The organism is Vibrio sp. 10N.286.48.F5 (assembly GCF_041469785.1).
Taxonomy (GTDB): Bacteria; Pseudomonadota; Gammaproteobacteria; order Enterobacterales; family Vibrionaceae; genus Vibrio; species Vibrio crassostreae_C.
Map to the genome: position 1 here is coordinate 1 of NZ_JBFRLG010000032.1, position 25,216 is coordinate 25,216.

A 25,216-nucleotide genomic window follows, 5' to 3' on the forward strand; every position below is an offset into this window, starting at 1 on the left:
GAATTGACTGTGCCGAATAACTACAAGTAGTTAAACGTATTGGTCACTCAGTTCATTGAAATCAATTTTGATTCCGAAGAATCTGTTTTATCTAACGATAAAACGTTTTGATATTCATCAACGAGTGCCCACACAGATTGATAGGTTTAAATTGTTAAAGAGCTTTACTTGTTGAGCCTTCCTTTTAGTAAGGAGCCTCTCGAAGTGGACGGTCATTCTAGCGGATTAGATTCCAGTGTCAAACACTTTTTCCAGCTAATTTTTCAAAGCATCTTAAATGCTTATCACCGTCTTGTTACTCAGTTCAAACCGCTTGGTTATCCTTGGCAACGGAGGCGCATTATAGAGAGAATAATCCTTTGTACAAGGCTAAAAACGAAAAAAAGCCGCCACCGGCGACCGTTCGAACACTATTCACACAAAGCGTTTAAAATAGGTACGATTAAGCCTTAATTTCGGCCAATCGTACCTACCGTTCTTACTTCAACTATTGGTGAGCAATAATGCGGTCGTTGTTTACTAATAGCTGCACTTTCTTATCTGGATTAATTTTTCCTGCCAGTATCGCTTTCGCTAACGGGTTCTCGACACTTTGTTGAATCGCTCTTTTCAAAGGTCGTGCACCATATACTGGATCAAAACCAACTTGAGAAATTAACTTGAGTGCTTTATCCGAAACTTCAAGCTCATAACCATTGTCTTCCATTCTCTTCTTAAGGTGCTCAAGCTGAATAGCGGCTATCGACTGAATGTGCTCTTGACCCAATGGATGGAACACCACGCTTTCATCAACTCGGTTCAAAAACTCAGGACGGAAATGTTTACCTACCACTTCCATCACTTCATTCTTTATTCCTTGGTAGTCGAGCGTATTGAAGTTCTCTTGAATTCTCGAAGAGCCAAGGTTGGATGTCATGATCACTACCGTGTTTCTAAAATCGACTGTACGACCTTGTCCATCAGTTAAGCGTCCATCATCAAGCACCTGCAATAAGATATTGAAAACATCAGGATGCGCTTTCTCTACTTCATCTAGCAAAATCACTGAATAAGGCTTGCGACGCACTGCTTCTGTTAAGTAACCACCTTCTTCATATCCAACGTAACCCGGAGGAGCACCAACCAAACGAGCAACAGAGTGTTTCTCCATAAACTCAGACATGTCGATACGCACCATTGCATCGTCACTATCAAACATGAAGTTCGCGAGTGTTTTACACAACTCCGTTTTACCAACGCCAGTTGGACCAAGGAATAAGAAAGATCCAATCGGCTTGTTTGGATCAGATAAACCTGCACGGCTACGACGAATCGCATTCGATACCACTTCGACTGCTTCCGCTTGGCCAATAACTCGCTTATGTAGAACACCTTCCATTTTAAGAAGCTTCTCTTTCTCGGCTTCTAGCATTTTAGAAACAGGGATGCCTGTTTGCTTCGATAGCACGTCTGCAATTTCTGCATCAGTGACCTTATTACGCAGCAGCGTCATTTCTTGCATTTCAGCTTGAGTCGCAAGATCTAACTGCTTCTCTAATTCTGGGATTCGACCGTATTGCAATTCAGACATTCGGTTAAGATCACCAGCACGTCTCGCAAAATCCATATCCATACGAGCTTGTTCTAGCTCTGACTTGATGTGTTGCGTGCCAGAAAGCGCGGCTTTCTCTGCATTCCACACTTCTTCAAGCTCTGCGAAATCTCGTTCTTTGTCAGAAAGCTCTTCTTGTAATGTTCGAAGGCGTTTTTCACTGGCTTCATCATTTTCATTGGTAAGAGCTTGCTGCTCGATCTTCAATTGAATGATTTTACGCTCGAGCTTATCTAGCGACTCAGGTTTTGAGTCGATCTGCATACGGATACTCGAAGCCGCTTCATCAATCAGATCAATCGCTTTATCCGGCAGTTGACGATCAGAAACGTATCGATGAGATAGTGTTGCTGCAGCCACGATTGCTGGGTCGGTAATTTCTACATGATGATGAAGTTCATAGCGCTCTTTCAAACCACGAAGAATCGCCACCGTGTCTTCAACCGTTGGTTCATCGACAAGCACTTTTTGGAAGCGGCGCTCTAACGCTGGATCTTTCTCTATGTATTGACGGTATTCATCAAGAGTCGTTGCGCCAACACAGTGGAGTTCACCACGAGCCAACGCTGGTTTTAGCATGTTACCGGCATCCATAGAGCCTTCACCTTTACCAGCGCCGACCATAGTATGAATTTCATCGATGAAGAGAATGATATTGCCCTCTTCTTTAGACAATTCATTGAGGACTGACTTCAAACGCTCTTCAAACTCACCACGATATTTAGCGCCAGCTACCAAAGCACCCATGTCTAATGAAAGTACGCGTCGGCCTCTTAAACCTTCTGGCACTTCATTGTTAATAATGCGCTGAGCCAAGCCTTCAACGATAGCTGTCTTACCAACACCAGGTTCACCGATAATGACTGGGTTGTTCTTAGTACGACGCTGAAGTACTTGGATAGTACGGCGGATTTCGTCATCTCGGCCAATTACCGGATCCAGCTTGCCTTGCTCCGCTCTTTCAGTCAGATCGATGGTGAACTTCTCTAACGCTTGGCGTCGGTCTTCGGCATTTGGGTCATCAACTTTTTGACCGCCACGAACCTGCTCGATAGCTTGAGATAATTTTTGCTCAGTAAGACCTAGCTCTTTAAGCAGGTTACCTAAAGGGCCTTTATCTTCAATTGCGGCAAGTAGGAAGACTTCCGAAGAAATGTATGTGTCTTGACGCTTTTGTGCGACCTTGTCACATAGGTTAAACAAAGTACCCATTGCATTCGACAGTTGAACATCACCACCGATACCACTTACTTTCGGTACACGGTCTAATATTTCGCTTAGCTTTGAACGCAATTGAACCACATCAATATTCAGCATGGTGAGCAATGGACGAATTGCACTACCATCTTGATTAAGCAAAGACACCATTAGGTGCACAGGCTCTATATATTGGTGATCACGACCTAATGCGAGCGACTGAGCATCAGATATCGCAATTTGGAATTTACTAGTGAATCGATCGAGACGCATGCCAACCTTCCTACTCTTAGATATGTTTATCTTATGGTTAGAAGATGGATACGGTAACGCGGATTTTCAAGGGATAAGAATGAAGAATAGAGCTGTTATAAAAATATAAATGAGCTGGATGACTGGTTGCACTAGTTAAAGGTTACTCTAACCAAATAAAAGTAGCTTGGCGTCCAGTAATACCATCACGACGATAAGAATAGAACGCATCGGCATCAGCGAAGGTACATAGATTAGAGTCTGTCACAGAAGTTACACCAACTTTGTTCAGTCGTTGCGTTGCAAGCTGAGACATATTCGCTAGCCATTTGCCTGGTTCAGCTTTGGCTTCAAATGCGAGCTTAGCTTGAGAGTCAAAACTAACGAAAGCTTCCAACACATCATCGCCTACTTCAAAAGCTTGTTTGCCTATTGCAGGACCAAGCCAAGCAATGATCTTATTCTCTGAACCTAAGTTTGAAAACTTTGCGACGGCATTTTCAAGAATGCCACCAGCAAGACCACGCCAACCAGCATGAACTGCAGCAACTTGAGTGCCTTTGGTATCAGTAAGGATTACAGGTAAGCAATCGGCTGTCATCGCAGAACAAACAACATCTTTAGCTGTGGTAAATGCACCGTCAGCATCAAGAATATCTGCCGTAGGGTGTAAAACCGTAACGACATCTGTTGAGTGAGTTTGATGTAGCCATACCGGAGCGGCAGGCATATTAGCGTGTTGCTTAAGCCAGGCTCTGTTGTTTTCAACAAGCGAAGCATCATCCCCAACATGCGTACCTAGGTTTAATCCTTGATACGCACCAGTAGAAAAACCATCAAAACGTGTCGAAGCAAATGCTTTCACGTTTTTTGGTGCATTCCAGTTAGGGATGATCATCGACATGATTAAATGTCGTCTTCCAAGTTTTCGCGCGCATCAACACGTAACGCTTCAGCCATCACGACCATGTCATTTGGCACAGGAGCGTGGAACTCAACTTCTTCACCTGTAATTGGGTGAACAAATTTAAGCATAACGGCGTGCAGTGCTTGGCGATCAAAAGAACGAATCATTGTTGTTAGTTCTTCAGATGCACCTTTTGGAATACGAGCACGACCACCGTATGCAACGTCACCTAGCAGCGGATGCTGAAGGTATGACATGTGAACACGAATTTGGTGAGTACGACCCGTTTCTAGGCGTAGACGAATACGAGTATGCTCGCGGAAGTGCTCAGCAACACGGTAGTGAGTTACCGCTGGCTTTCCTAATTCATTTACATCCATCAAGGTACGCTTAGTTGCATGACGGCTAATGCCTTTCTCTACCACACCACCAGCGGTCATTTTGCCAATTGCAATTGCTTCATATTCACGAGTAATACGACGCTTAGCAAGAGCACGCACAAGACGAGTTTGAGCTGGAACCGTTTTAGCCACAACCATAAGACCTGTTGTGTCTTTATCAAGACGGTGCACAATACCTGCACGAGGCACTTCTGCAATCTGTGGGTAATGGAAAAGCAATGCGTTTAGTATGGTTCCATCCGGTGTGCCTGCGCCTGGGTGTACAACCAGATCGCGAGGCTTATTGATAACCAATAAGTCATCATCTTCGTAGACAATGTTTAGAGGAATATCTTGTGCTTCCCAGCGCTCTTCATCTGCAAGTTCAGCTTGCAAGATGATCTCTTCACCGCCCAAAACCTTAACGCGCGGCTTTGTAATAACTTCGCCATCCACTTGGATTTTGCCGTCAAGAAGCCACTCTTTAATGCGAGAGCGAGAAAAATCGGTAAATAGTTCAGCGACAGCTTGGTCTAAACGTTGACCTAACTGGCTGCTTTTTACTGTGTCTGTTAATGTGATCTGCTGAGCCATATCGAACTTTTTTAAAAACCGTGAGACTAATACCCATTAGTATGGATAAAATAGAATAATTGCATCATTGTATCTGTTACTGGTTAGAAAGTAACGGAAGCTTACGAAATATTTAATTCAAGGAATCGACGCCTGACATGAAACACCTTACTTTATCGGGTCTATTAGCCGTATCACTCTTGGTTGGTTGTTCAAGTAGTGAAGAGATAGTGCCAGATGTACCACCATCGGTTCTCTACTCTGACGCTCAAGAATCACTGCAGAGCGGTAGCTGGCTTTCAGCAATAGAAAAGCTAGAAGCCCTAGACTCACGTTACCCATTCGGCGCCTATTCTGAGCAAGTACAGCTCGATCTGATTTACGCTTACTACAAAAATGATGACTTGGCACTTGGCCTCGCTACCATTTCACGTTTCCTACGTTTGAACCCAACGCATGAGAAACAAGACTGGGTTCTTTACATGCGCGGCTTAACGCACATGGCGCAAGACCGAAACTTCATGCACGATATTTTTAATATCGACCGTAGTGACCGAGATCCTGAACCAGTGAAACTTGCGTTTGCTGACTTCAAGCGACTACTCGAACGTTTCCCTAGTAGCCCTTATGCTGAAGATGCACAAAAACGCATGTTCGCACTTAAGAACCGCCTAGCAGAGTATGACTTAGCAACCGCTGATTTCTACCTACGCCGCGAAGCTTGGATTGCTGCGATCAACAGAACGCAAGAGCTGCAAAAAACTTACCCAGACACCATTGCTGCGCGTAAGTCTTTAGATATCCAGCTAAAAGCTTATCAACAACTCGGCCTAGATGACGCTGTGTTAAGAACAGAAAAGTTGATTGAGTTAAACCCACTACCTTAATCAAACCTCTTACATCTCAATCCTAAAAGCGCGCTAATTTACTAGCGCGCTTTTTTTCATCTACATATCGCAAACTTGATGGATCGCATAATACACGGTATCTTCAAAAGATAACTTTTAACAAAACATCAACATGGAGTGTGGATGTGAGTAGGTTGTTATTATTTATCTGGATATCGCTATTTAGCCACTTATCCTACGCATTAGAACTGTCTCCATTAAGCAATAAGCCTTACATGGGTGACTTGGATGTGCTCAAAACCAAAGGAACGGTTAGAGTGCTAGTGTCTGCCGATCTTGGTTTCTATTACATCGAGGATGGCAAGCCAAAAGGCATCGTGGCAGAAATGCTCTACCACTTTGAGAAAAGCCTTCGTAAGAAACATCCCTATCTCAATGTTCAAATCATCCCCGTGCAACGAGATGATCTACTTCCCTCTTTAGAGTCTGGCTATGGTGATGTCGCTGTCGCTAACCTAACGATCACCGATAAACGATTACGAACCATCGATTTTTCGGATCCGATGATTAAAGATGGTAAAGAACTCATTATCACAGGGAAAAAGGCCGAACCTATCACCGAAATCAAGCAATTGAGTGGCAAAGAGGTGTGGATACGAGCAAGCTCGAGTTACTTCGAGAGTGTACAAAGAGTTAATAAGGAGCTTAACGAGCTAGGTTTACCACCACTGCATGTCCACTTTATCGAGGAGTCATTACAAGACTACGAGCTGATAGAACTGGTTAACCAAGGTTATATACAAGGCACAATTCTGGATAACCATAAAGCCAAGCTCTGGATCGATGTAATGGAAAACATTCAAGTCCATAACGACTTACCTTTACGAGAAAATGGTCGTATTGCTTGGGCTTTAAGAAAAGACAGCCCTCAACTGAAGAAAGAGATAAACAAATACGTCAAGACCGCACGAACAGGCACCCTGCTTGGGAATGTCATCTACCAGAAATACATCGACAATACTCGCTGGTTAGGCCGAGCACTCAACCCCAATAAAGTAGACCGAGTAGCTAAACTCTCAGATGTCTTTGAAAAGTATTCGAGCAAGTATGAATTTGATCCTTTGATGATGTCAGCTCAAGGTTTCCAAGAATCAGGACTGGATCAGAGCCGGATTTCTCATCGCGGGGCTATTGGTGTGATGCAGGTATTACCGAGTACCGCCAAAGATAAAAACGTCAACATCAAGAACATCCATAAGGTGGATAACAACATCCATGCGGGTGTGAAGTATATGCGCTTTATCAAAGACCGATATTTTGACGACCCGGCAATATCACCCGACAATCAAATCTACTTTACCTTGGCTTCTTACAACGCTGGTCCTGCTAAGATCAGAAAGATGAGGAGCATTGCCAAGCAGAAAGGTTACAACCCAAACATCTGGTTTAAAAACGTAGAAATCATCACTCGCAAATACGCGAGTAAAGAACCCGTAACCTATGTTGCCAACATCAATCGTTACTTCGTAATCTATAAACAATTACAAGCTATCAATGCTATCCGAGAGGACGGCACAGCGAGATTACTGAACACTAACGACTAGGATCGCCTCCATCCCAGAGCTGGGGAGCCAAAGGTATTAGGTAAAGCTAAAAAACACAAAAGCCGCATAAGAATACTTATGCGGCTTTTGTTTATCTAATTCTGAAGAAGCTTATGTAGCGACCTATATTACAAGACCTATATCACAAAACACTATTGAGTAAATTTCAATCAAGTACTTTCCATAGGCTGTAGGACACCCCTAAAAACTGATTTAATTTTTAGCGAAGCCTTGCCTCCAAGTTATCGTTTTTCATAAGGATAACAAGCATTTTTCGCCAAAAAGATACTAAGACTTGCGTAAGATCACATTTGATTTTAATGCTTATCCCACCCAACCAAAACAAGATCTAGATCACATTCTTTATTCCTAAAAGTCGTAATCTGAAGTTAACCCATGAGGGATACAACAGAGGAAAACTTCTATGAAAATGAACATCACTGGTAAAAACATCGACATTACCTCTGCAATCCGTGATCACATAGAAAGCAAATTTAAAAAGCTAGATAAATGGCAAGTAGACATCATTGGCTGCCAAGCGAGCTTTAGCGAAGAACCAAACAAGAAGAAGAAATTTGAAGCGGTACTAACCGTACCAAAAGGCCAACTTGTTGCTTCATCAATCCATGACGACCTCTACGTAGCGATCAACGAAGTAGAACAAAAACTAGAGCGTCAACTCAACAAGCTACGCCATAAACCAGAAGCGCGCCGCGCTGAAAAGCCTGAAATCGAAGAGCTAGAAGCTGAAGTAGAATAAGGAAAGAGAACAGATTAAAAAATAGCGCCTCAGGGCGCTATTTTTTTGCTTGACGCTCGTAGCTCGCTTGCTTATTGTGTTTAAACATTCATAAAACAATCACTTTTTATGCACACTCAATCTTTGTTTATTTTTGACTTCTTTTTTCTTCCGTAAATCGGAGGCTAAGTCGTTTTAGAAAAACAAGTCAAAAACGAACAAGAAGCCTCCCACACTAGGGAGGCTTTTTTATAAGGACACATTTATGACTGACCGCTCAATTTCACTGGATGATATCCGCCTTCGTCTTAATGATTTAGACGACGAACTCCTGAAGTTACTTTCAGAGCGTCGCAAGCTAAGTATCGAAGTCGCTAAAAGCAAAGTAGAGACATCAAAACCAGTTCGTGATGCAGTACGAGAACAACAACTATTAGTTAAGCTGATCAACAACGGCAAAGATAAATACGAACTTGATGCGCAGTACATTACCAAGCTGTTTCACACCATCATCGAAGATTCCGTTTTACTACAACAGTCATACTTACAAAACCTAGCGAACCCGCAAAGCCGTAAACCATTGGCTCGCGTTGCATTCTTAGGTTCTAAGGGATCGTATTCTCACCTTGCGAGCCGCGAATACTTCAGCCGCAAGAATATGGAATTGATTGAGCTGAACTGTAATCACTTCAAAGAAGTCGCATCAACAGTAGAGTCTGGCCATGCCGACTACGGTGTCCTGCCGATTGAGAACACCAGTTCAGGGTCAATTAACGAGGTCTACGACCTGTTACAGCATACGACTCTATACATTGTTGGCGAACTTTCTCAACCGATTGAGCACTGCCTTGTTGCTAAAAGTGATATCCGTTTAGAAGACATCAAAACACTCTACTCGCACCCACAACCTCATCAACAATGCAGTGAGTTCTTGAGCCGCCTTAAGGGTGTCAACCTTGAGTCTTGCGCAAGCACCGCTGATGCAATGAAAAAAGTTAAAGAATTGGGTGGTAATGACGTAGCTGCTATTGGTAATGCATCGAGCGGTAAGCTTTATGGACTACAGCCAATCCAGAGCAATATTGCAAACCAAACAGAGAACCACACTCGTTTCATCGTTGTGGCGCGTAAGCCTGTTGAAGTATCGACTCAAATACCAGCGAAAACAACGCTCATCATGTCGACATCTCAAGAGGCGGGTTCTTTGGTAGAAACACTACTGATCCTGCAACGCTTAGGCATCAACATGACTAAGCTAGAATCTCGTCCTATCATGGGTAACCCTTGGGAAGAGATGTTCTATGTCGATTTAGAGGCGCATCTGGATTCAGATAATATGCAACAAGCGATAACGGAACTAACAGCCATTACTCGCCACCTTAAGGTGTTGGGTTGCTACCCAAGTGAGAACATCAAAGCGACTCAAGTTAAGTTGTCATAGCTGAAAGTGAGTATCAGCTTTTAGCTAACATAAGTATTTGGCCTACAGCAGGCCAAATACTTAAATCACCCTCTAGTCGAGTACTATTCTCGCTAAGAAAACTCACCCTAGCATGCCTGAAACACAATTCACTTGTTTCGCACATTCGGCACGCTTACTCTCTCCACTACTTGAGCCTTTCTAACAAAAACTCATTAGTGGCTTTTTTTATCAATAAAGACAAAACCTTACCCCCTTCACAGGAAATCATCGAACTACGTATAATTAATAGCGAGTAAGCATTAAGTAACATAAACTTATGCGCTTAATTTATAAATAGTGTTGTCATTAACTATGAAGCTAAGTACTAAAATCTTACTACTAATAGCCCCTGTGATACTGATCAGTACCGCGGCTTCTAGCTATATTATTTATTCGACGCAAAAAAGCAGTTTCATCAAACGCGAAGACAACGCACTTCAACTGAACATGGAAAAACTAGCCGGATACTTTCGCCAATCTCGTTCGTTCCTCAATAGCTACTCTTACACCTTGACCCAGAGTGATATGGTGAAGCGTTATTTTCTCACTGATCAAAATCTATCTCGCGATCTTGAACTGGTCAGTAATCTTCGAGAAGCCATTCATTTCCTGCAAGATGACGATGAAAGCTATACAGGTTTAGCGCTTCTTAATGGTGATCGAAAACTGCGTTATTACGCGGATAATAGCAATGACTCACGCACTCAGATTGACAGTAAGATATTGGAGTATGTTGACCTGCACTATCAAGACACCTTAGCAACATCGAGTACCAACTATATTCAAAACTCCCAAGGCGAAGGGATGTTGGTTCACTATGACAAGGTAGATAGAAAAGCGATTTTCCCAACCGTTAACAATCAACCCGACGATGTGTTCTTTGTTGTTGTCTCTGTCTCTCTCGACAAATTTAATGCGCTGAGAAAACAGATAGAGTTCGACTACCAAACCAGTTTATTCTTCACATCCATAGCGGTTTCTTTGGAAAATGATGTCACCCACTCAGTCAAGCTTGCTCCAGAACTGTACGCCACGGTCGATCCGGCGCAATTCCTATTAGAAAACAAGCTCGATTCAATTTGGAACAAGCTGAGTTTGTCGTTTGCCCTGTCTGCGTTTGTGACTGTCGCTCTTCTACTCATGCTTCTGTCTCGCACTGTGATTACTCCAATAACGCGGCTCGATCGACAGCTACAGCAAGTCGAAAAAAAACAACGTAAGAACATCGAACGCTTGGGCACTCGTGATGAGCTTGGCCGCCTATCACAGCGTTTTTATGACATGTACCAAGAGTTAGATAACACCTACCAACAGACCAAGCTCTTGGCCGAAAATGATCAGTTAACCCAAATAGCCAATAGGCATCAGTTTCAAACCTTCGTTCAGCAATCGTTGCCAAAACCGAGTTCGAATACCGAAACCTGGGTTCTCTATTTTGACTTGGACAACTTCAAGTTTGTGAACGACAAATACGGGCATCAAATCGGCGACTCGATTCTGGTTTCTTTTGCTCAGCGTATTTCAGATATTTGTCGTCATTATAAAGAGGAATTCGACGCTCATTGTATGCCAGCCCGACTTTCTGGAGACGAGTTCGTTGTCTACATTAACGCTCCTAGTCACCGAGGAAATGTCGCGCATCGATTCTCGAACGATTTGCTCACTCCACTGCAAAAAGGCTTTGTCACCGAATCAGGCAGCTTTCCGATCACGGTCAGTATTGGTATTGCGACCTACCCTAATGATGGCAACTCAATCGAGAAGCTTCTGTCCAACGCGGATACCGCGATGTACCAAGCCAAGCGTGCCGGTAAAAACCAATTTGCTGACTATTCAAGAGATTTAGACAAAGTAATTCAACGCCAAGCAAACATCGAGCGAGCACTCAGAGACAAGAACTTTGATGACGAATTTAGACTCGTCTATATGCCCTATATGGATTCAACCGGAGCCCATATTATTGGTGTTGAGGTTTTATTGCGCTGGGATTCGAAACAACTTGGTTTAGTTCCACCTGATGAGTTCATTCCAATAGCCGAACAAACCGGGCTGTTTGAACATGTTGACCGCTGGGTAATACAGAATGCGTTTGCTTCATTCCATCGACTTCAGGCTCAATTTGATCACTCAATTCAATTGTCGATCAACCTATCTTCTGCTGGCATTGAAACCACTCATCTTGCGGGTTTCATTAAAGAACACGCGGAGTTAAATCGAATTCCACCAAGCCTAATCGATTTTGAAATCACTGAAACCTTTTACTCAAATTCAGAAGGTTTTCCATTGCTGAACGAACTGGCATGCATGGGCTATCGACTTGCGATTGATGATTTTGGTTCCGGTTACACCTCTATCACTCAACTGGTGCAGTATCCAACTCAGAAAATTAAATTGGATAAAGCGTTTTTGGATACCTTGATTGAGACCAATAACCAGAACATCGTAAAACCGGTTATCGGGTTGTGTCATGCTCAAGGGAAAAAGGTCACCGCCGAAGGGATTGAAACTCAAGGCATGCACCAGTGGTTACAGGATGCACAGTGCGATATGCTGCAAGGCTATTACTTTGGTAAACCCATGCCACTAGAAGAATTGAGTGACTGGTACCGACAACATCAACTCAATCTAATCGACAACAAAAAGAATCCGACACATGAAATCTGTAATCATCGCATCGCTGAACCCAGCTAAAATCAACGCCGTTAAAAGTGCGTTCTTATCTGCTTTTCCTGATACTGAATTTGATTTCCAAGGCATCAGCGTCCCTAGTGGTGTCGCCGATCAACCGATGAGCAATGATGAAACCTATCAAGGTGCCGTGAATCGAGTTCACAACGCAACTCAAGCTCAGCCTGATGCAGACTTCTATGTTGGTCTAGAAGCGGGAATAGAAACAAACGTCACCTTTGCCTGGATGGTGATCGAAACGAATGGCCAACGTGGCGAGTCTCGTTCAGCAAGTCTGATGCTGCCACCAGCCGTGCTTGAGAAACTAGAGCATGCAAACGAGTTAGGGGATGTGATGGATGAAGTGTTTGGTACCGACAATATCAAACAGAAAGGTGGTGCCATTGGCCTACTGACACATAACCAATTGTCACGCAGTTCGGTCTATCATCAAGCTTTAATTTTGGCTCTGATCCCATTTGTGAATCCTGAACACTTTCCTATTTAGTATTTGAGGCTTCCTTAAACTTCAAAAGATTCCAATAACAATCTTCAGAAACAAAAAACGCTAACATCCAGTTAGCGTTTTTTATCGAATTCGTATTCATACTATCGCGTGATAGCTTAATTCCATTATTACTTTAGCAATAGGTCGGCGATCACGACTTTCTCTTGCTCAGATTTGGCCTTTAGCTCATTTGAGCCTCTGGTTATCGTCGCTACGCCTACGCCCAGCATTTGACTCACCTGTCGTTGAGACATATCGCCTTTCATCAGCTCACAGAAGATATTAATTCGAGCAACCAGAGCATCTCGCTCGTCTGGTGTCATCATCATAGTCAACAACAGCTCGTGCTGATCTTTTTCGACAGCCGTCTTTACCAAGTCCATCAGTTGTTGCCAATTATCATATTCAGGTTGTGATGCCATATCTCTACACTTACTTTTAAATTCTGACTTTAAAGAGTCGCTTAACGATTGAAATCGTTTAACACTTTATACCGAAACACTTGATGCGATCCAATGTAAAAAGGCAGTAAGTGGAAATGGTTAGCACTCACTGCCTTTATTCTTACTCAGTTTCGGGCCAAATGCCGAAGGCTTAGTATTTCGTTTTTGCCTCATGGGGCGCTAAAAACGTCCCTTTCTCACCCAAGATATCTCGATAGTAGGTCTCAAACATCAAGATATTCTGAACGTAGCCACGTGTCTCTTTGAATGGGATCATTTCGATAAATGCAAAGGCATCGAGCTTTTCATCGCTGCGTGAACGCCACTGTTTCACACGGCTAGGTCCAGCATTATAAGCCGCAAACGCAAAGATACGGTTGTCATCATATTGAGCGAGTAAACCATCTAAGTAGTGACTGCCAATCTCAATGTTTTTGCCGACATCATAAAGATCATCGCTGCCCTGATACTTAATCTTATGTTTGTTCGCTGTGTATTGCGCCGTCTTGGGCATAATTTGCATAATGCCACGCGCGCCAACTGGAGAGCGAGCTTCTGAATCCATCGCACTCTCTTGTCTTGCTAAAGACATCATAGTGATTGGATCGAGATCGTGCTTTTCAGCGTAGAAGTTAAACCACCACTTATGAGCTACAGGGAAGCGCAGCGCAATGTTATCCCACATCTTCGCAGAGATACTCGCTGTTACGGTAAAGTGATTCCAACGCTGTGTCGCAGCGTAAGCGGCAAGCATCTCTTTTTGCTCTTTATCTGCATTGGTCAGTAACCAGCGCCATTCACTTTTCGCTGCCGCAATTTTGTCTCGGTCAATCAGTTCACCAATACGCACCAAAGAGGTGTCGAATGGCTTCACTGTTTCAGCATTGTATTTAAGTGTCGATGTTGGATATTGAACTGGCTTACCTAACTGCTTAGCCGCAGCCACACTGTAGAAATTACGCTGACCCAAGATATCTGACAGTCGCTTATTGCCTTTGTCAGTATCGCCCGTCGCGATTTCAGCTCTGCCCTGCCAATATTGCCAACGAAGCGAAGCCTGATGTTTATCATCCAAGCGCGCTATCCACTCTTTCAAACCCGTCCAATCGGCATGTTGAATTGCTAAGCGAGCACGTCGTTCCAGCAGAACTTGCTTTGATGAACTCGCGAGCATTTTGTCGCGCCACACCATTAACTCTTCAGAGTCGGTGTTGATCAGACGAAACGTTAGGTAATCAGCGAGCTCTTGAGATTGCTCTTTCGAAAACTTCTGAGCCTTGATGACATCATCAAACACCTTTTGAGCACTGCTTGATGATTTCCTTGCTAGCTTCTCGAAAGCAAACTCGGTTTGAGCTTGGTAGAATTCATTCGCTGGATGTTTTTTAGCAAACGCGAGTACATTTTCAGGCTTGTTGTACAACGCCTTCATCTGCTTCGCTTGAGCAATTGACTCATCATGATCCAATTGCTTAATCAGATAGCTCATTAACTTACCGTTACGGCCCTCGAACGCTAGCAGCATTCTATCCAGAATCAGCTCATCAGTTCTTAGCCCAGCTTGATCCCAGCTTTTAAATAAAGGGTCACAAGCGTCATCAACACCACTACCACTCAACCAAAGTTGTTTAGCTCCTTTAAAGGCAAGCTCTTGGTTACCTTGCTCGTAATGCGCTCGATAATAAATACATTGGTATTTTTCACCGACAGGCTCTTTGGTTTGAAACTCAAGGATCGTCTTCCACTGTTTTTGAGAAGCCAATGAGTCCAAATAAGGTACGCGCATTCGATTGGAGAAAGGCAATGCCTTGTTCTCTTCAATGAAAGCATCGACCTCAGCAGGTGTGCGATCACCTAAGCCAATCAGAAAGGCCCGATAATCGGTGTAAGGTGTTAAAGGGTATGTTTGAATTTTGTTACGCAGCGCGGAGTAAGCTTTTAGATCACGGCTGTCTAAAACCTCTTGCGCTTTATCATAAACGTCACGCTGCATTTCAAGCTCGGATGCATTGCTAGCCATAGCGACCGGAGCCAGTGAAACCGAAGACAAAATTGCCGATGCAGCCACAGCAATTTTCGTATTACCAATGCGGAAAAACATTCGCTCTTTCCTTAGTGCGTGTATGAATACGTGAAGTCTATTTACGCCCGACATCACATCAAATGTAAAGGATTTGAGTGTAAATATTATTAATATTTAACACTTCGCCTCAGAAGCCCATTAAATATAGTTTTAATGACCAATGTGACAATAATAGGTAAGGATTAGTTCAAGAGTGGCTTTTCTGCCCTAGGAGTAACATCTTTGAGGATATTGGTATAAAATAGCAGACAATTTTGAACAATAATTAGGATCGATCGGCAATGGCTGAATACGTATATACCATGTCTCGGGTGAGCAAAACTGTTCCACCTAAGCGTCAAATTCTTAAAGACATTTCTCTTAGCTTTTTTCCTGGCGCTAAAATCGGTGTTTTGGGTCTAAATGGTTCAGGTAAATCTACCCTACTACGTATCATGGCTGGTATTGATACTGATATTGATGGTGAAGCACGTGCACAACAAGGCCTTAAAGTAGGTTATCTACCACAAGAGCCTGTGCTAGACGAATCAAAAACTGTTCGTGAAATCGTAGAAGAAGCGGTTTCTGACGTTGCTGACGCACTTAAGCGTATTGATGCGGTTTACGCAGCTTACGCAGAACCAGATGCAGACTTCGATGCACTGGCAAAAGAGCAAGGCGAACTAGAAGCTCTGATTCAAGCAAAAGACGGTCACAACTTAGAGACTGCTCTAGAGCGTGCTGCTGATGCACTTCGTCTTCCTGAGTGGGATGCGAAAATTGAATTCCTATCAGGTGGTGAGCGTCGTCGTGTTGCTATCTGTCGTCTACTTCTTGAAAAGCCAGACATGCTGCTTCTTGATGAACCAACCAACCACTTGGATGCAGAATCAGTAGCATGGCTTGAGCACTTCCTTGTTGATTACAGTGGTACTGTTGTGGCGATTACCCACGACCGTTACTTCCTAGACAACGCAGCTGGCTGGATTCTAGAACTTGACCGTGGTGAAGGTATCCCATGGGAAGGTAACTACACGTCTTGGCTAGAGCAAAAAGACGAGCGTCTTAAGCAAGAAAAAGCGGGCGAAAGCGCACGTCAAAAGACAATCGAGAAAGAACTTGAATGGGTTCGTCAAAACCCTAAAGGCCGTCAAGCTAAGTCTAAAGCTCGTATGGCTCGTTTTGAAGAATTGACAACTGGCCAATACCAGAAGCGTAACGAAACCAACGAACTGTTCATCCCGCCAGGTGAGCGTCTAGGTGATAAAGTTCTTGAAGTGAACAACCTGACTAAATCGTTTGGTGATCGCGTTCTTATCGACGACCTATCGTTCAGCATGCCTAAGGGCGCAATCGTCGGTATCGTTGGTGCCAACGGTGCAGGTAAATCAACACTATTCAAGATGCTAAGCGGTGCAGAACAGCCAGATTCAGGTACAGTTGAACTAGGCGAAACCGTTAAGCTTGCTTCTGTTGATCAGTTCCGTGACAGCATGGACGACACTAAGACAGTATTCCAAGAGATCTCTGAAGGCGCTGATATCATTAAGATCAACAACTTCGAAATCCCTGCGCGTGCTTACTGTTCTCGTTTCAACTTTAAAGGCAACGACCAACAGAAGATCATCGGTGAGCTTTCTGGTGGTGAACGTAACCGTGTTCACTTAGCGAAACTGCTAAAAGCGGGCGGTAACGTACTGCTACTCGATGAGCCTACCAACGACCTTGACGTTGAAACGCTACGTGCTCTTGAAGAAGCACTGCTTGAATTCCCGGGCTGTGCAATGGTTATCTCGCATGACCGTTGGTTCCTTGACCGTATTGCGACCCATATCTTAGACTACCGTGATGAAGGTCAAGTTAACTTCTACGAAGGTAACTATACTGAGTACACTGAGTGGCTTAAGCAGACTCTAGGCGCACAAGCGGCAGAGCCGCACCGTATCAAGTACAAGCGTATAGCTAAGTAAATAAGCTTGTATTTTGAACAAAGGCCGCGATAATAGCGGCCTTTGATATATCTGGCTTACGTGTAATGCATCGATATAGAGAGATTACTTATGGTTGAAAGACGTCAATTTTCACGAGTTATTTATCAAGTCCCGACTGAGATCTCACAAGGACAAGTAAAGGTATCAGGCTCAGTGCAAGACTTATCACTCCATGGTTTACTCATTCAATGCAATGAATCAAAACAACTTAGCCATGATGTCCCTGTTCAAGTGAGCTTTAAACTCGAAAACAGTGATATCAATATTCAGTTAGAAGCAACGATAGTCTCTACCATCAATACCTCAATGCGTTTACGCATAGAGCATTTAGATATTGATAGTATCAGCCACCTTAAGCGCCTTGTTGAGCTTAATGTTGGTGACGATGACCTGCTTTATAGAGAGATTGAACACCTTACCGACTTAGGTAGTAAGTGACATCTCCATTACCCTTTTTCTATTAGAAGCATTTAGTTAATACAGAACCATGTCTAAAAAACTATCCATTACTATTCCCTCCAGTCAGGGGGAACAGACGTTTTACTTCGGTCGAAAAGCCGTACTCTTATGCATGACAACCCTGCTCTCAGTACCGATGTTGATTGGTGGTGCAACCTACATGCACCTTGAGAGTAAAAACAAGCTAGCTGCACAAGCCGGTGATGCACAACAGTTAATTGAAACTCTGATTGTTGAAAAAGAGCAGACCGAGTTCTTATACGCGGAACAAGTTGAAACCAACCACAACCTATCTCAAGCCTTAACTGAGAAAGAAGGTACGATTCAATTACTGGGTAAGCGTGTATTCGATGTGGAATCCGTTCTAGGCCTGGCTGATGAAGAGTTACACACCGATGAGGTTTCACTAGAAGACCGTATTGATGCTGCAGCCGTCGATTCCGCGGTAAGAGCTACCATGTTCCGCTTAATTCCTAATGATAGTCCGATGGCTTATCAACGCATCTCGTCTTCATACGGTCGCCGTACTAACCCAATTACAGGCAAACGCCACAACCATACTGGTATCGACCTTACTTGTAAGCGTGGTGAAGATATCTTAGCACCGGCAGATGGTGTGATTGAAACCGTACGCCCAAGCAAGAAAGGCTTTGGTAACTTTATCACCATGCGCCATTCATTTGGCTTCATGAGCTCTTACGCGCATCTGCAAAAATTCAAAGTTCGCAGCGGTCAGTTTGTCAGTAAAGGTGATGTGATTGCGAGCTGTGGTAACTCAGGTAACTCAACTGGGCCACATCTGCATTATGAAGTACGCTTCCTTGGTCGCTCATTGAACCCTCAATACTTGATGGATTGGACACCAGAAAACTTCAATTACGTGTTTGAGAAAGAGAAAAAGGTGAAATGGGGCCCACTCGTTCAGCTGATTGATAACGTGGTTCGCTTGCAGATCAACCTAACTAACGTGCCTTACATCAGTTCAACTATCGACACAGTATCCAGCGATGATAACCGAGTCTCGAACGAGAATAACAAAGAGCCTATCGTGACTAACTAGGTTTGTTCGTTTGGCCCATGATGATCCAAATGCATTTCGCCTACTATAGGCCAGATGCAATATCGGCATTCAACACAAACAAAAAGAGCGACCAAATGGTCGCTCTTTTTTATTTTTCAAACCACACTATTAACCGCGATGAATCGAGTCATGTGCTTGTTTTAACAGGCTTTGGCTCTCTTGTAAAAATTGTTGTGAGTAGTCACCAAACCAATCACTCACTTGGTTGAAGCTCTCAACAAACTTAGCCTTATCTTTGCCATCTAGAATTTCTAACGCTTCTCCGAAACAGCTATGGAAGCGTCGAATCATCTCAATATTCTCATCCGAAGAAAGAATGATATCGCCGTACAAGTTCGGGTCTTGAGCAAACAGACGACCAACCATCGCAATCTCAAGTCGGTAGATTGGCGAGCTTAGTTTCAGAAGTTGATCAATGTTCGGGTTCTCTTTACTCAGGTGCAAGCCGTAAGCAAAAGAGGTGAAGTGACGAAGTGCTTGAATCAAGGTCATGCCGTGATCGTGTTCAGCTGCATCCATCTGGCAAAGGCTCGCGCCCCAAATACCAAATTGATTCAGTAGCCATTGGTAACTTTCAGAACCACGACCATCACTGTAAACAATCACCTGCTTAGCAAGGCTAGGAACATCAGGACCAAACATTGGGTGCAATCCAACTACTGGGCCTTGATGCATGTTCATCATTGCTTGTAGAGGTTTAGATTTAATTGACGTCAAATCACATAGAATACAATCGCTTGGTAGATTACCTAGCTTCGCAATCACACCTTCCGTTAGGTGAATTGGAACCGTAACAACCACAAGCCCAGCATTATCTAAGATTTCGTCGGCCTTATCCCAATCTTGGCTGCCAAGGATTTTTACTTCGTAGCCAGACAGTTTGAACATACGACCAAACAAGCCACCAAGTTGACCATTACCACCAACGATAACCACTGAACGTAACTCTGGGTTAAGACACTTAAAGCCAGAATCTTTCTCGCTGGCATAAGACTCACGCATAGTACGACGCAAAATATCTTCGATTAACTGTGGTGGAACCCCTATTTTCTCAGCTTCTTGACGACGAGATGCCAGCATCGCAGCTTCACGCTCTGGTACATAAATAGGTAAACCATGTTCACTTTTTACTTCGCCTACTTTCTCTACTAGAGCAAGGCGTTGAGCCAGTAAATCCAACATTTGTTTATCGACAGCATCGATTTGGTCGCGTAATTCGTTCAGTTCAACGGCCATTTTATTCCTTACTAATCTATAAGCCCGTGCCAATCTATAAGCCCACAATCATGCAGGTTCGCTAGCAACAGAATCTTAAAATGCCTCATTAGATGAGGCACTTAAATTTAAACTCTGACTAACCTTTCAAGCGGTTCTCTAAGAACGGGACTAATTCCGTATGTGCATGTTTTAATAGTGCCTCAGTTGAATCCCAATTGATACACGCGTCGGTAATAGAAACGCCGTATTTCATCTCATTGAGAGGTATATCCGAAGATTGGTTTCCTTCGTTAATATGGCTTTCAATCATCAGGCCGATAATCGACTTGTTGCCTTCACGAATTTGGTGAATCACATCTTCTGCAACTAAAGGTTGGCGACGGAAATCTTTACGAGAGTTCGCGTGGCTACAGTCGACCATTAGCGCTGCCTCTAAACCAGATTTACCCAGCTCTTGCTCACATTCGTGTACCGATACTGAATCGTAGTTCGTCTGCTTACCGCCACGTAAAATCACGTGACCATTTGGGTTACCTTGCGTTGTTAGTAGTGCAACCTGACCTTCGCGGCTGATACCCATGAAACGGTGGCTAGAAGAAGCCGCCTGCATTGCGTTGATTGCAGTGCCTAGGTTGCCATCGGTGCCGTTTTTAAAACCGATTGGCATTGAAAGACCACTTGCCATCTCACGGTGAGTTTGAGATTCAGTCGTACGAGCGCCAATAGCCGCCCAGCTGAAGGTATCTGCTAGGTATTGCGGGCTAATTGGGTCTAATGCTTCAGTCGCTAGTGGGATTTCCATCTCAGCGAGTTCAACAAGTAGTTCACGACCAACATGCAGACCATGCTCAATATCGAAAGTGCCGTCTAGATGTGGGTCATTGATCAAACCTTTCCAACCGACAGTGGTACGAGGTTTCTCAAAGTAAACACGCATAACAATATACAGTTGATCGCTAAGTTGCTCAGATAAGGCTTTTAGGCGTTTCGCGTACTCTTTCGCAGCTTCAATGTCATGGATAGAACATGGGCCACATACAACAAGCATGCGATGATCTTTCTTATGAATGATGTTTGCGATAGTTTGACGAGACTCTTGAATGAAACGACGAGCATTATCACTCAAAGGCAGTTTTGCTTTTAACTCCTCAGGAGTAATCAGTACCTGTTCGTCGATGATATTGACATTGCTTAATTCACTTTTCTGCATAACTCAACCTGTATATTTATTTTTACACCCAACATTTCCATTTGGGCTAACAATCTTTAAAAACACAATAACAGCTAAAAAAACGATTGCAAGTGTAAACAATAAAAAACATTCGATGTAAATTAATATTTACACTATGACTTTAGCTCACTCTAAGAGATAAATAGGTTTAAACCATGGATCGTAGATACAAAAAAAGGCGATATTTATCATATCGCCTTATCTAAAATTATAATGTGTTTATTTATCACTCACTGCCTAGCATTCGCTTGATCGTCTCTGAAGTCTCTTTCCACCTAGCATCCGAGTGAAGTGTCGACAAATCAAAGCTGTGTTTTTTAAGCAACGAGTTGGCTAAAGGCACATCTTGAATCGCTAAGTGATCCAGAGCTTCAATTTGTGCATCTCGTTTATTACACATCAACACCATGTCACAACCTGCATTCAAGGCCGCTTTCGCTCTGTCGGCTGGTCCACCCATTATGGCAGCGCCTTCCATCGTTAAATCGTCAGAGAATACCAAGCCTTTAAACCCAAGCTGCTGCTTCAATACTTTCTGTAGCCAATACTGTGAACCACTCGCAGGTTGATCATCATAGTGAGAGAAAACCACGTGAGCTGGCATCATGGCATCCAATATTCCAGCTTCAATTTGCGCCTTGAAGATTGCCATATCTGTTTCGAAGATGTCGTATCTAGGGTCATATGGCGTCTCTAAGTGTGAGTCAGCAATCACGCCACCATGTCCAGGGAAGTGCTTGCCTGTCGTCGCCATGCCAACCGACTTCATGCCTTTGATGAAAGCGCTGCTATGACGAACAATGGTATCAATATCTTCACCAAACGCTCGGCTACCAATCGCTTTACACTCGTGGCCTTTGTCTAATACTGGCGCAAAGCTCAGATCGATATCATGGGCAATCAATTCTGCCGCCATCAACCAACCCGCTTGTTCTGCTAACTGTTCGCCATTATTCTTAGTCGCGAATTCTTGAGCAGCTGGGATAATTGAAAAGCCATCGCGGAAGCGCTGAACTCGGCCACCTTCTTGATCGACACCAATCAAAATAGGACGTTTCGCTACCTTGCGAATTTCTTTGTTTAACGCCGATAACTGTTTGCTATCGTGGTAGTTTCGAGCAAATAAGATGAGACCACCAACAGTTGGGTGCTCTAAAATTTCTTTGTCTTCCGCAGTCAGTTCGTAGCCTGCAACATCAACCCACAACGGTCCCATATTTATCCCTTATTAAACCTAATTTCATAAACTTCCCGAGGTTATTCTCTTTAAATTTGCTTTACAATGTTTTTAAACCAATCTGTGGAAGACTTTAAGAATGCAGTGCAAGAGCTTAGGAATGGATCATAAAGAACTGTATATCGGTGTGATGTCAGGGACGAGTATGGACGGTGTTGATACGGCCTTAGTGTCGATTGAAGATACACGTATAATATTGCTTGCTCATGATGAGTTCCCAATGCCTGATGATCTCAAAGCGCGTCTACTTGAAGTCTGTATTGGTCAGAAAACCGATTTGATTGCCATTGGCGAACTCGACCACCAGCTTGGCCATCTGTTTGCTGATGCGGTTCTGCAACTTCTCGAAAAGTCAGGCACACCAGCACCTTCTGTAACTGCGATAGGTAATCATGGTCAAACAGTGTTCCACCAGCCAACAGGCGATTCGCCATTTACCATGCAGTTGGGTGATGCCAACATCATTGCCGCTAAAACACAGATTCAAACGGTTGCCGATTTTCGACGTAAAGACATGGCATTAGGCGGACAAGGTGCGCCATTAGTCCCCGCCTTCCACCATACGATTTTCCACCCGCAAGACAGCTCGGTTGTGGTGTTGAATATTGGTGGTATCTCGAATATTTCAGTGCTGCGCCCTAATCAGCCAACGCTTGGTTATGATACAGGTCCGGGCAATATGTTGATGGACGCTTGGGTTGATAAACACACGGGTGAGAAGTTTGACCGTGATGCGCAATTTGCGCTAAAAGGTCAACTCAATCAAGCTTTACTCGAACAGTTGTTAAATGAGTCTTATCTATCTCAAATGCCACCGAAAAGTACTGGTAGAGAACTATTCAACCTACCTTGGCTAGAGCAACAATTAACAGAATTTAAAGATCTTGCAGTAGAAGATGTTCAGCGCACGCTTTGTGAATACACCGCATTGACGATAGCCAATGAAGTGGAGACTTATCGCTTGGGTGACCAGCCTGCACTGTATGTGTGTGGCGGTGGTACACGAAATCCATTGTTGATGAAGAGGCTGTCTGAACTGCTTCCAAGTTGGGAGGTTGACTCAACCACCAGTAAAGGCGTGGACGCCGATTACATGGAAGCGATGGCTTTTGCGTGGCTTGCTCAACGTCATATTCATCAACTGCCAAGCAATTTACCAGAAGTGACTGGCGCAAGCAGAGCGGCCTCTCTAGGCGTTCTCTATCGTGCTGACTAAACAACTTTAGAACCATCATTTTAGAATCACCATTTAAGGATCATTATGAGTAACGACGCTCTCATATCAGCGCTCTCGCACCTCGTTTCGGAGGGGAGAAACCCTGACACTATGGATATTGATCTGCTCACCTCTCTCGAAGTGGTTGAAAAGATTAACCAACAAGACAAGCAAGTCCCGCTGGCGATTGAAGCGGAACTGCCACAGATCGCGAAAGCGGTCGATAAAATTGCTCATGTCTTTCAAAACGGTGGTCGACTGATTTATATGGGCGCAGGCACCAGTGGTCGATTAGGTGTGTTAGACGCCTCAGAATGCCCACCGACTTTCGGTGTTTCGGACAAAATGGTTATCGGCTTAATTGCAGGCGGACCAGAGGCGATTTTAAAAGCCAAAGAAGGTGCAGAAGACTCGCTAACTCTCGGCATTGAAGATCTGAAAGCGATTCAGTTTTCAGAAAATGATGTCGTGGTAGGTATTGCTGCGAGCGGTCGCACACCTTACGTGATTGGTGCACTCAACTATGCCAATCAGCTTGGCGCAGTAACGGTTGCATTATCTTGTAACCCTGACTCTCCAATTGCTGAAATCGCTCAAATCGCAATTAGCCCGGTGGTTGGCCCAGAAGCATTGACTGGTTCAACACGACTCAAATCAGGTACAGCACAAAAGCTGGTGCTTAATATGCTGACCACTGCCAGCATGATTCGCATTGGTAAGAGCTACCAAAACCTTATGGTCGACGTAAAAGCGACCAATGAAAAGTTGGTTGCCCGCGCCGCTCGTATCGTTATCCAAGCAACGGAGTGCGATAAAGCACTGGCGGTGTCGACACTTAAAGCGACTGATTACGATGTGAAGTTATCTATTTTGATGATTCTAACAGGGCTAGATTTAGAGTTAGCCAAGGCTCAGCTTGATAAGCAAAACGGCTTTTTAAGAAAAGCTGTAGAGAATAACCAGTAACCTAGACTCTGCTGTTGAGTGTTACTCCGGCTACCGACAAAAAGACCAGTACACACGCGGTACTGGTCTTTTTTAGTTTTAATTTTTCATCGCTAGCTTGGGCTTAGTAGTCGTTTGAGAACTCGTCCCAGCCGCGTTGCCATTCCATACGGAAACGTTGAGCGTCTTCCGTACCAGAACACACGCCTTCATACACCTGACCAGATAAACCAATCTGATAAGCATGGTTCGGATTACAATATTCAGTCACACCTAGGTGATAACCTTCTGTGTAACTCGCTTGATCGACTGCGCCAAGCTCAGTCATCTCTGAATACGAACGCTGAGTGTGGCCTTTGATACCATCACGATAGCCAATCTCTTGCCAATTGCCTTCAGCTGCTAAATCTTGAACATTGGCGCTGCATCCTGCAAGGCTAAATGCCACGGCGAATAGTACGATTATTTTTTTCATTTCAATCCTTTATATTGTTACTTCACCACTTTCTGACGAAGCGCTGCCTTTGTGGTGATTCTCCGCTGAACGCCTATCGATGTCCACTTATTGTCTAATGTTCGCCACTTTAGGTTCATTCCGACCACTC

General features: G+C 43.8%; 20 protein-coding genes and 1 other annotated feature. Of the genes, 11 read left to right on the forward strand and 9 right to left on the reverse strand.

Going from position 1 to position 25,216, the window contains the following annotated elements; all coding sequences use genetic code 11:
• Window positions 1-487: 487 nt before the first annotated feature.
• The 3 genes from clpB to rluD all read right to left on the reverse strand — a co-directional run bounded on the left by clpB (window position 488) and on the right by rluD (window position 4,921).
• Entirely contained in the window at window positions 488-3,061 is a 2,574-nt protein-coding gene (gene clpB / locus AB4185_RS17605) for an ATP-dependent chaperone ClpB (RefSeq protein ID WP_065584733.1), read from the reverse strand.
• Between the two features lie 142 nt (window positions 3,062-3,203).
• Window positions 3,204-3,944 (reverse strand): peptidoglycan editing factor PgeF, encoded by a 741-nt coding sequence (gene pgeF / locus AB4185_RS17610; protein ID WP_065584732.1) that lies wholly within the window; start codon window positions 3,942-3,944, stop codon window positions 3,204-3,206.
• A gap of 2 nt (window positions 3,945-3,946) precedes the next feature.
• The gene (rluD, locus tag AB4185_RS17615) at window positions 3,947-4,921 is read right to left on the reverse strand and encodes a 23S rRNA pseudouridine(1911/1915/1917) synthase RluD (RefSeq protein WP_017059364.1); all 975 of its coding nucleotides are present in this window, start codon (window positions 4,919-4,921) and stop codon (window positions 3,947-3,949) included.
• 137 nt (window positions 4,922-5,058) lie between these two features.
• Here rluD and AB4185_RS17620 point away from each other — a divergent pair, with 137 nt between their 5' ends.
• The 6 genes from AB4185_RS17620 (at window position 5,059) to yjjX (ending at window position 12,728) form a co-directional block, all read left to right on the forward strand.
• Complete coding sequence (locus tag AB4185_RS17620) at window positions 5,059-5,787, forward strand: outer membrane protein assembly factor BamD (protein ID WP_017059363.1); 729 nt, start codon at window positions 5,059-5,061, stop codon at window positions 5,785-5,787.
• Window positions 5,788-5,927: 140 nt separating this feature from the next.
• Window positions 5,928-7,352 carry a transporter substrate-binding domain-containing protein gene (locus tag AB4185_RS17625; protein ID WP_372135709.1) on the forward strand — a complete coding sequence of 475 codons (1,425 nt, stop codon included), beginning with the start codon at window positions 5,928-5,930 and terminating at the stop codon, window positions 7,350-7,352.
• 424 nt (window positions 7,353-7,776) lie between these two features.
• Complete coding sequence (gene hpf / locus AB4185_RS17630) at window positions 7,777-8,112, forward strand: ribosome hibernation-promoting factor, HPF/YfiA family (RefSeq protein WP_004735034.1); 336 nt, start codon at window positions 7,777-7,779, stop codon at window positions 8,110-8,112.
• A gap of 110 nt (window positions 8,113-8,222) precedes the next feature.
• Window positions 8,223-8,344, forward strand: a sequence feature (Phe leader region).
• Between the two features lie 12 nt (window positions 8,345-8,356).
• A complete protein-coding gene (gene pheA, locus AB4185_RS17635; protein ID WP_017059361.1) occupies window positions 8,357-9,532 on the forward strand; it encodes a prephenate dehydratase in 1,176 nt (391 codons plus the stop codon).
• A 333-nt stretch (window positions 9,533-9,865) separates the two neighbouring features.
• Window positions 9,866-12,244: a bifunctional diguanylate cyclase/phosphodiesterase gene (locus AB4185_RS17640; protein WP_102428688.1), complete on the forward strand. Its 2,379-nt coding sequence runs from the start codon at window positions 9,866-9,868 to the stop codon at window positions 12,242-12,244.
• Complete coding sequence (yjjX, locus tag AB4185_RS17645; RefSeq protein ID WP_017062855.1) at window positions 12,207-12,728, forward strand: inosine/xanthosine triphosphatase; 522 nt, start codon at window positions 12,207-12,209, stop codon at window positions 12,726-12,728. The genes AB4185_RS17640 and yjjX overlap by 38 nt, the downstream gene beginning before the upstream one ends.
• Before the next feature lie 128 nt (window positions 12,729-12,856).
• Here yjjX and trpR read toward each other — a convergent pair whose 3' ends face one another.
• Complete coding sequence (trpR, locus tag AB4185_RS17650; protein ID WP_017059358.1) at window positions 12,857-13,150, reverse strand: trp operon repressor; 294 nt, start codon at window positions 13,148-13,150, stop codon at window positions 12,857-12,859.
• 172 nt (window positions 13,151-13,322) lie between these two features.
• Complete coding sequence (gene sltY, locus AB4185_RS17655; protein ID WP_372135710.1) at window positions 13,323-15,272, reverse strand: murein transglycosylase; 1,950 nt, start codon at window positions 15,270-15,272, stop codon at window positions 13,323-13,325.
• Between the two features lie 263 nt (window positions 15,273-15,535).
• Between sltY and ettA the strand changes: the two genes are divergently transcribed.
• The 3 genes from ettA (at window position 15,536) to AB4185_RS17670 (ending at window position 18,743) form a co-directional block, all read left to right on the forward strand.
• The gene (ettA, locus tag AB4185_RS17660; protein ID WP_017056147.1) at window positions 15,536-17,203 is read left to right on the forward strand and encodes an energy-dependent translational throttle protein EttA; all 1,668 of its coding nucleotides are present in this window, start codon (window positions 15,536-15,538) and stop codon (window positions 17,201-17,203) included.
• A gap of 90 nt (window positions 17,204-17,293) precedes the next feature.
• On the forward strand, window positions 17,294-17,662 hold the full coding sequence (locus AB4185_RS17665; RefSeq protein ID WP_372135711.1) for a PilZ domain-containing protein: 369 nt from the start codon (window positions 17,294-17,296) through the stop codon (window positions 17,660-17,662).
• A 49-nt stretch (window positions 17,663-17,711) separates the two neighbouring features.
• Window positions 17,712-18,743, forward strand: coding sequence for a M23 family metallopeptidase (locus AB4185_RS17670; RefSeq protein WP_372135712.1), 1,032 nt, complete (start codon window positions 17,712-17,714; stop codon window positions 18,741-18,743).
• A gap of 129 nt (window positions 18,744-18,872) precedes the next feature.
• Here the strand turns inward: AB4185_RS17670 and tyrA are convergent, their stop codons facing one another.
• The 3 genes from tyrA to nagZ form a co-directional block, all read right to left on the reverse strand.
• The gene (gene tyrA, locus AB4185_RS17675) at window positions 18,873-20,000 is read right to left on the reverse strand and encodes a bifunctional chorismate mutase/prephenate dehydrogenase (protein WP_017056144.1); all 1,128 of its coding nucleotides are present in this window, start codon (window positions 19,998-20,000) and stop codon (window positions 18,873-18,875) included.
• Between the two features lie 118 nt (window positions 20,001-20,118).
• Entirely contained in the window at window positions 20,119-21,192 is a 1,074-nt protein-coding gene (locus AB4185_RS17680; protein ID WP_017059354.1) for a 3-deoxy-7-phosphoheptulonate synthase, read from the reverse strand.
• A gap of 247 nt (window positions 21,193-21,439) precedes the next feature.
• The gene (nagZ, locus tag AB4185_RS17685) at window positions 21,440-22,429 is read right to left on the reverse strand and encodes a beta-N-acetylhexosaminidase (RefSeq protein WP_372135713.1); all 990 of its coding nucleotides are present in this window, start codon (window positions 22,427-22,429) and stop codon (window positions 21,440-21,442) included.
• Window positions 22,430-22,550: 121 nt separating this feature from the next.
• Here nagZ and AB4185_RS17690 point away from each other — a divergent pair, with 121 nt between their 5' ends.
• Both AB4185_RS17690 and murQ read left to right on the forward strand, forming a co-directional pair.
• Window positions 22,551-23,666: an anhydro-N-acetylmuramic acid kinase gene (locus AB4185_RS17690; RefSeq protein ID WP_065584725.1), complete on the forward strand. Its 1,116-nt coding sequence runs from the start codon at window positions 22,551-22,553 to the stop codon at window positions 23,664-23,666.
• 45 nt (window positions 23,667-23,711) lie between these two features.
• Window positions 23,712-24,632 carry an N-acetylmuramic acid 6-phosphate etherase gene (murQ, locus tag AB4185_RS17695; protein WP_032545650.1) on the forward strand — a complete coding sequence of 307 codons (921 nt, stop codon included), beginning with the start codon at window positions 23,712-23,714 and terminating at the stop codon, window positions 24,630-24,632.
• Window positions 24,633-24,735: 103 nt separating this feature from the next.
• On the opposite strand, the gene AB4185_RS17700 is transcribed toward murQ, so the two are convergent.
• Window positions 24,736-25,086, reverse strand: coding sequence for a DUF2799 domain-containing protein (locus AB4185_RS17700; protein WP_017059350.1), 351 nt, complete (start codon window positions 25,084-25,086; stop codon window positions 24,736-24,738).
• Between the last annotated feature and the right edge of the window lie 130 nt (window positions 25,087-25,216).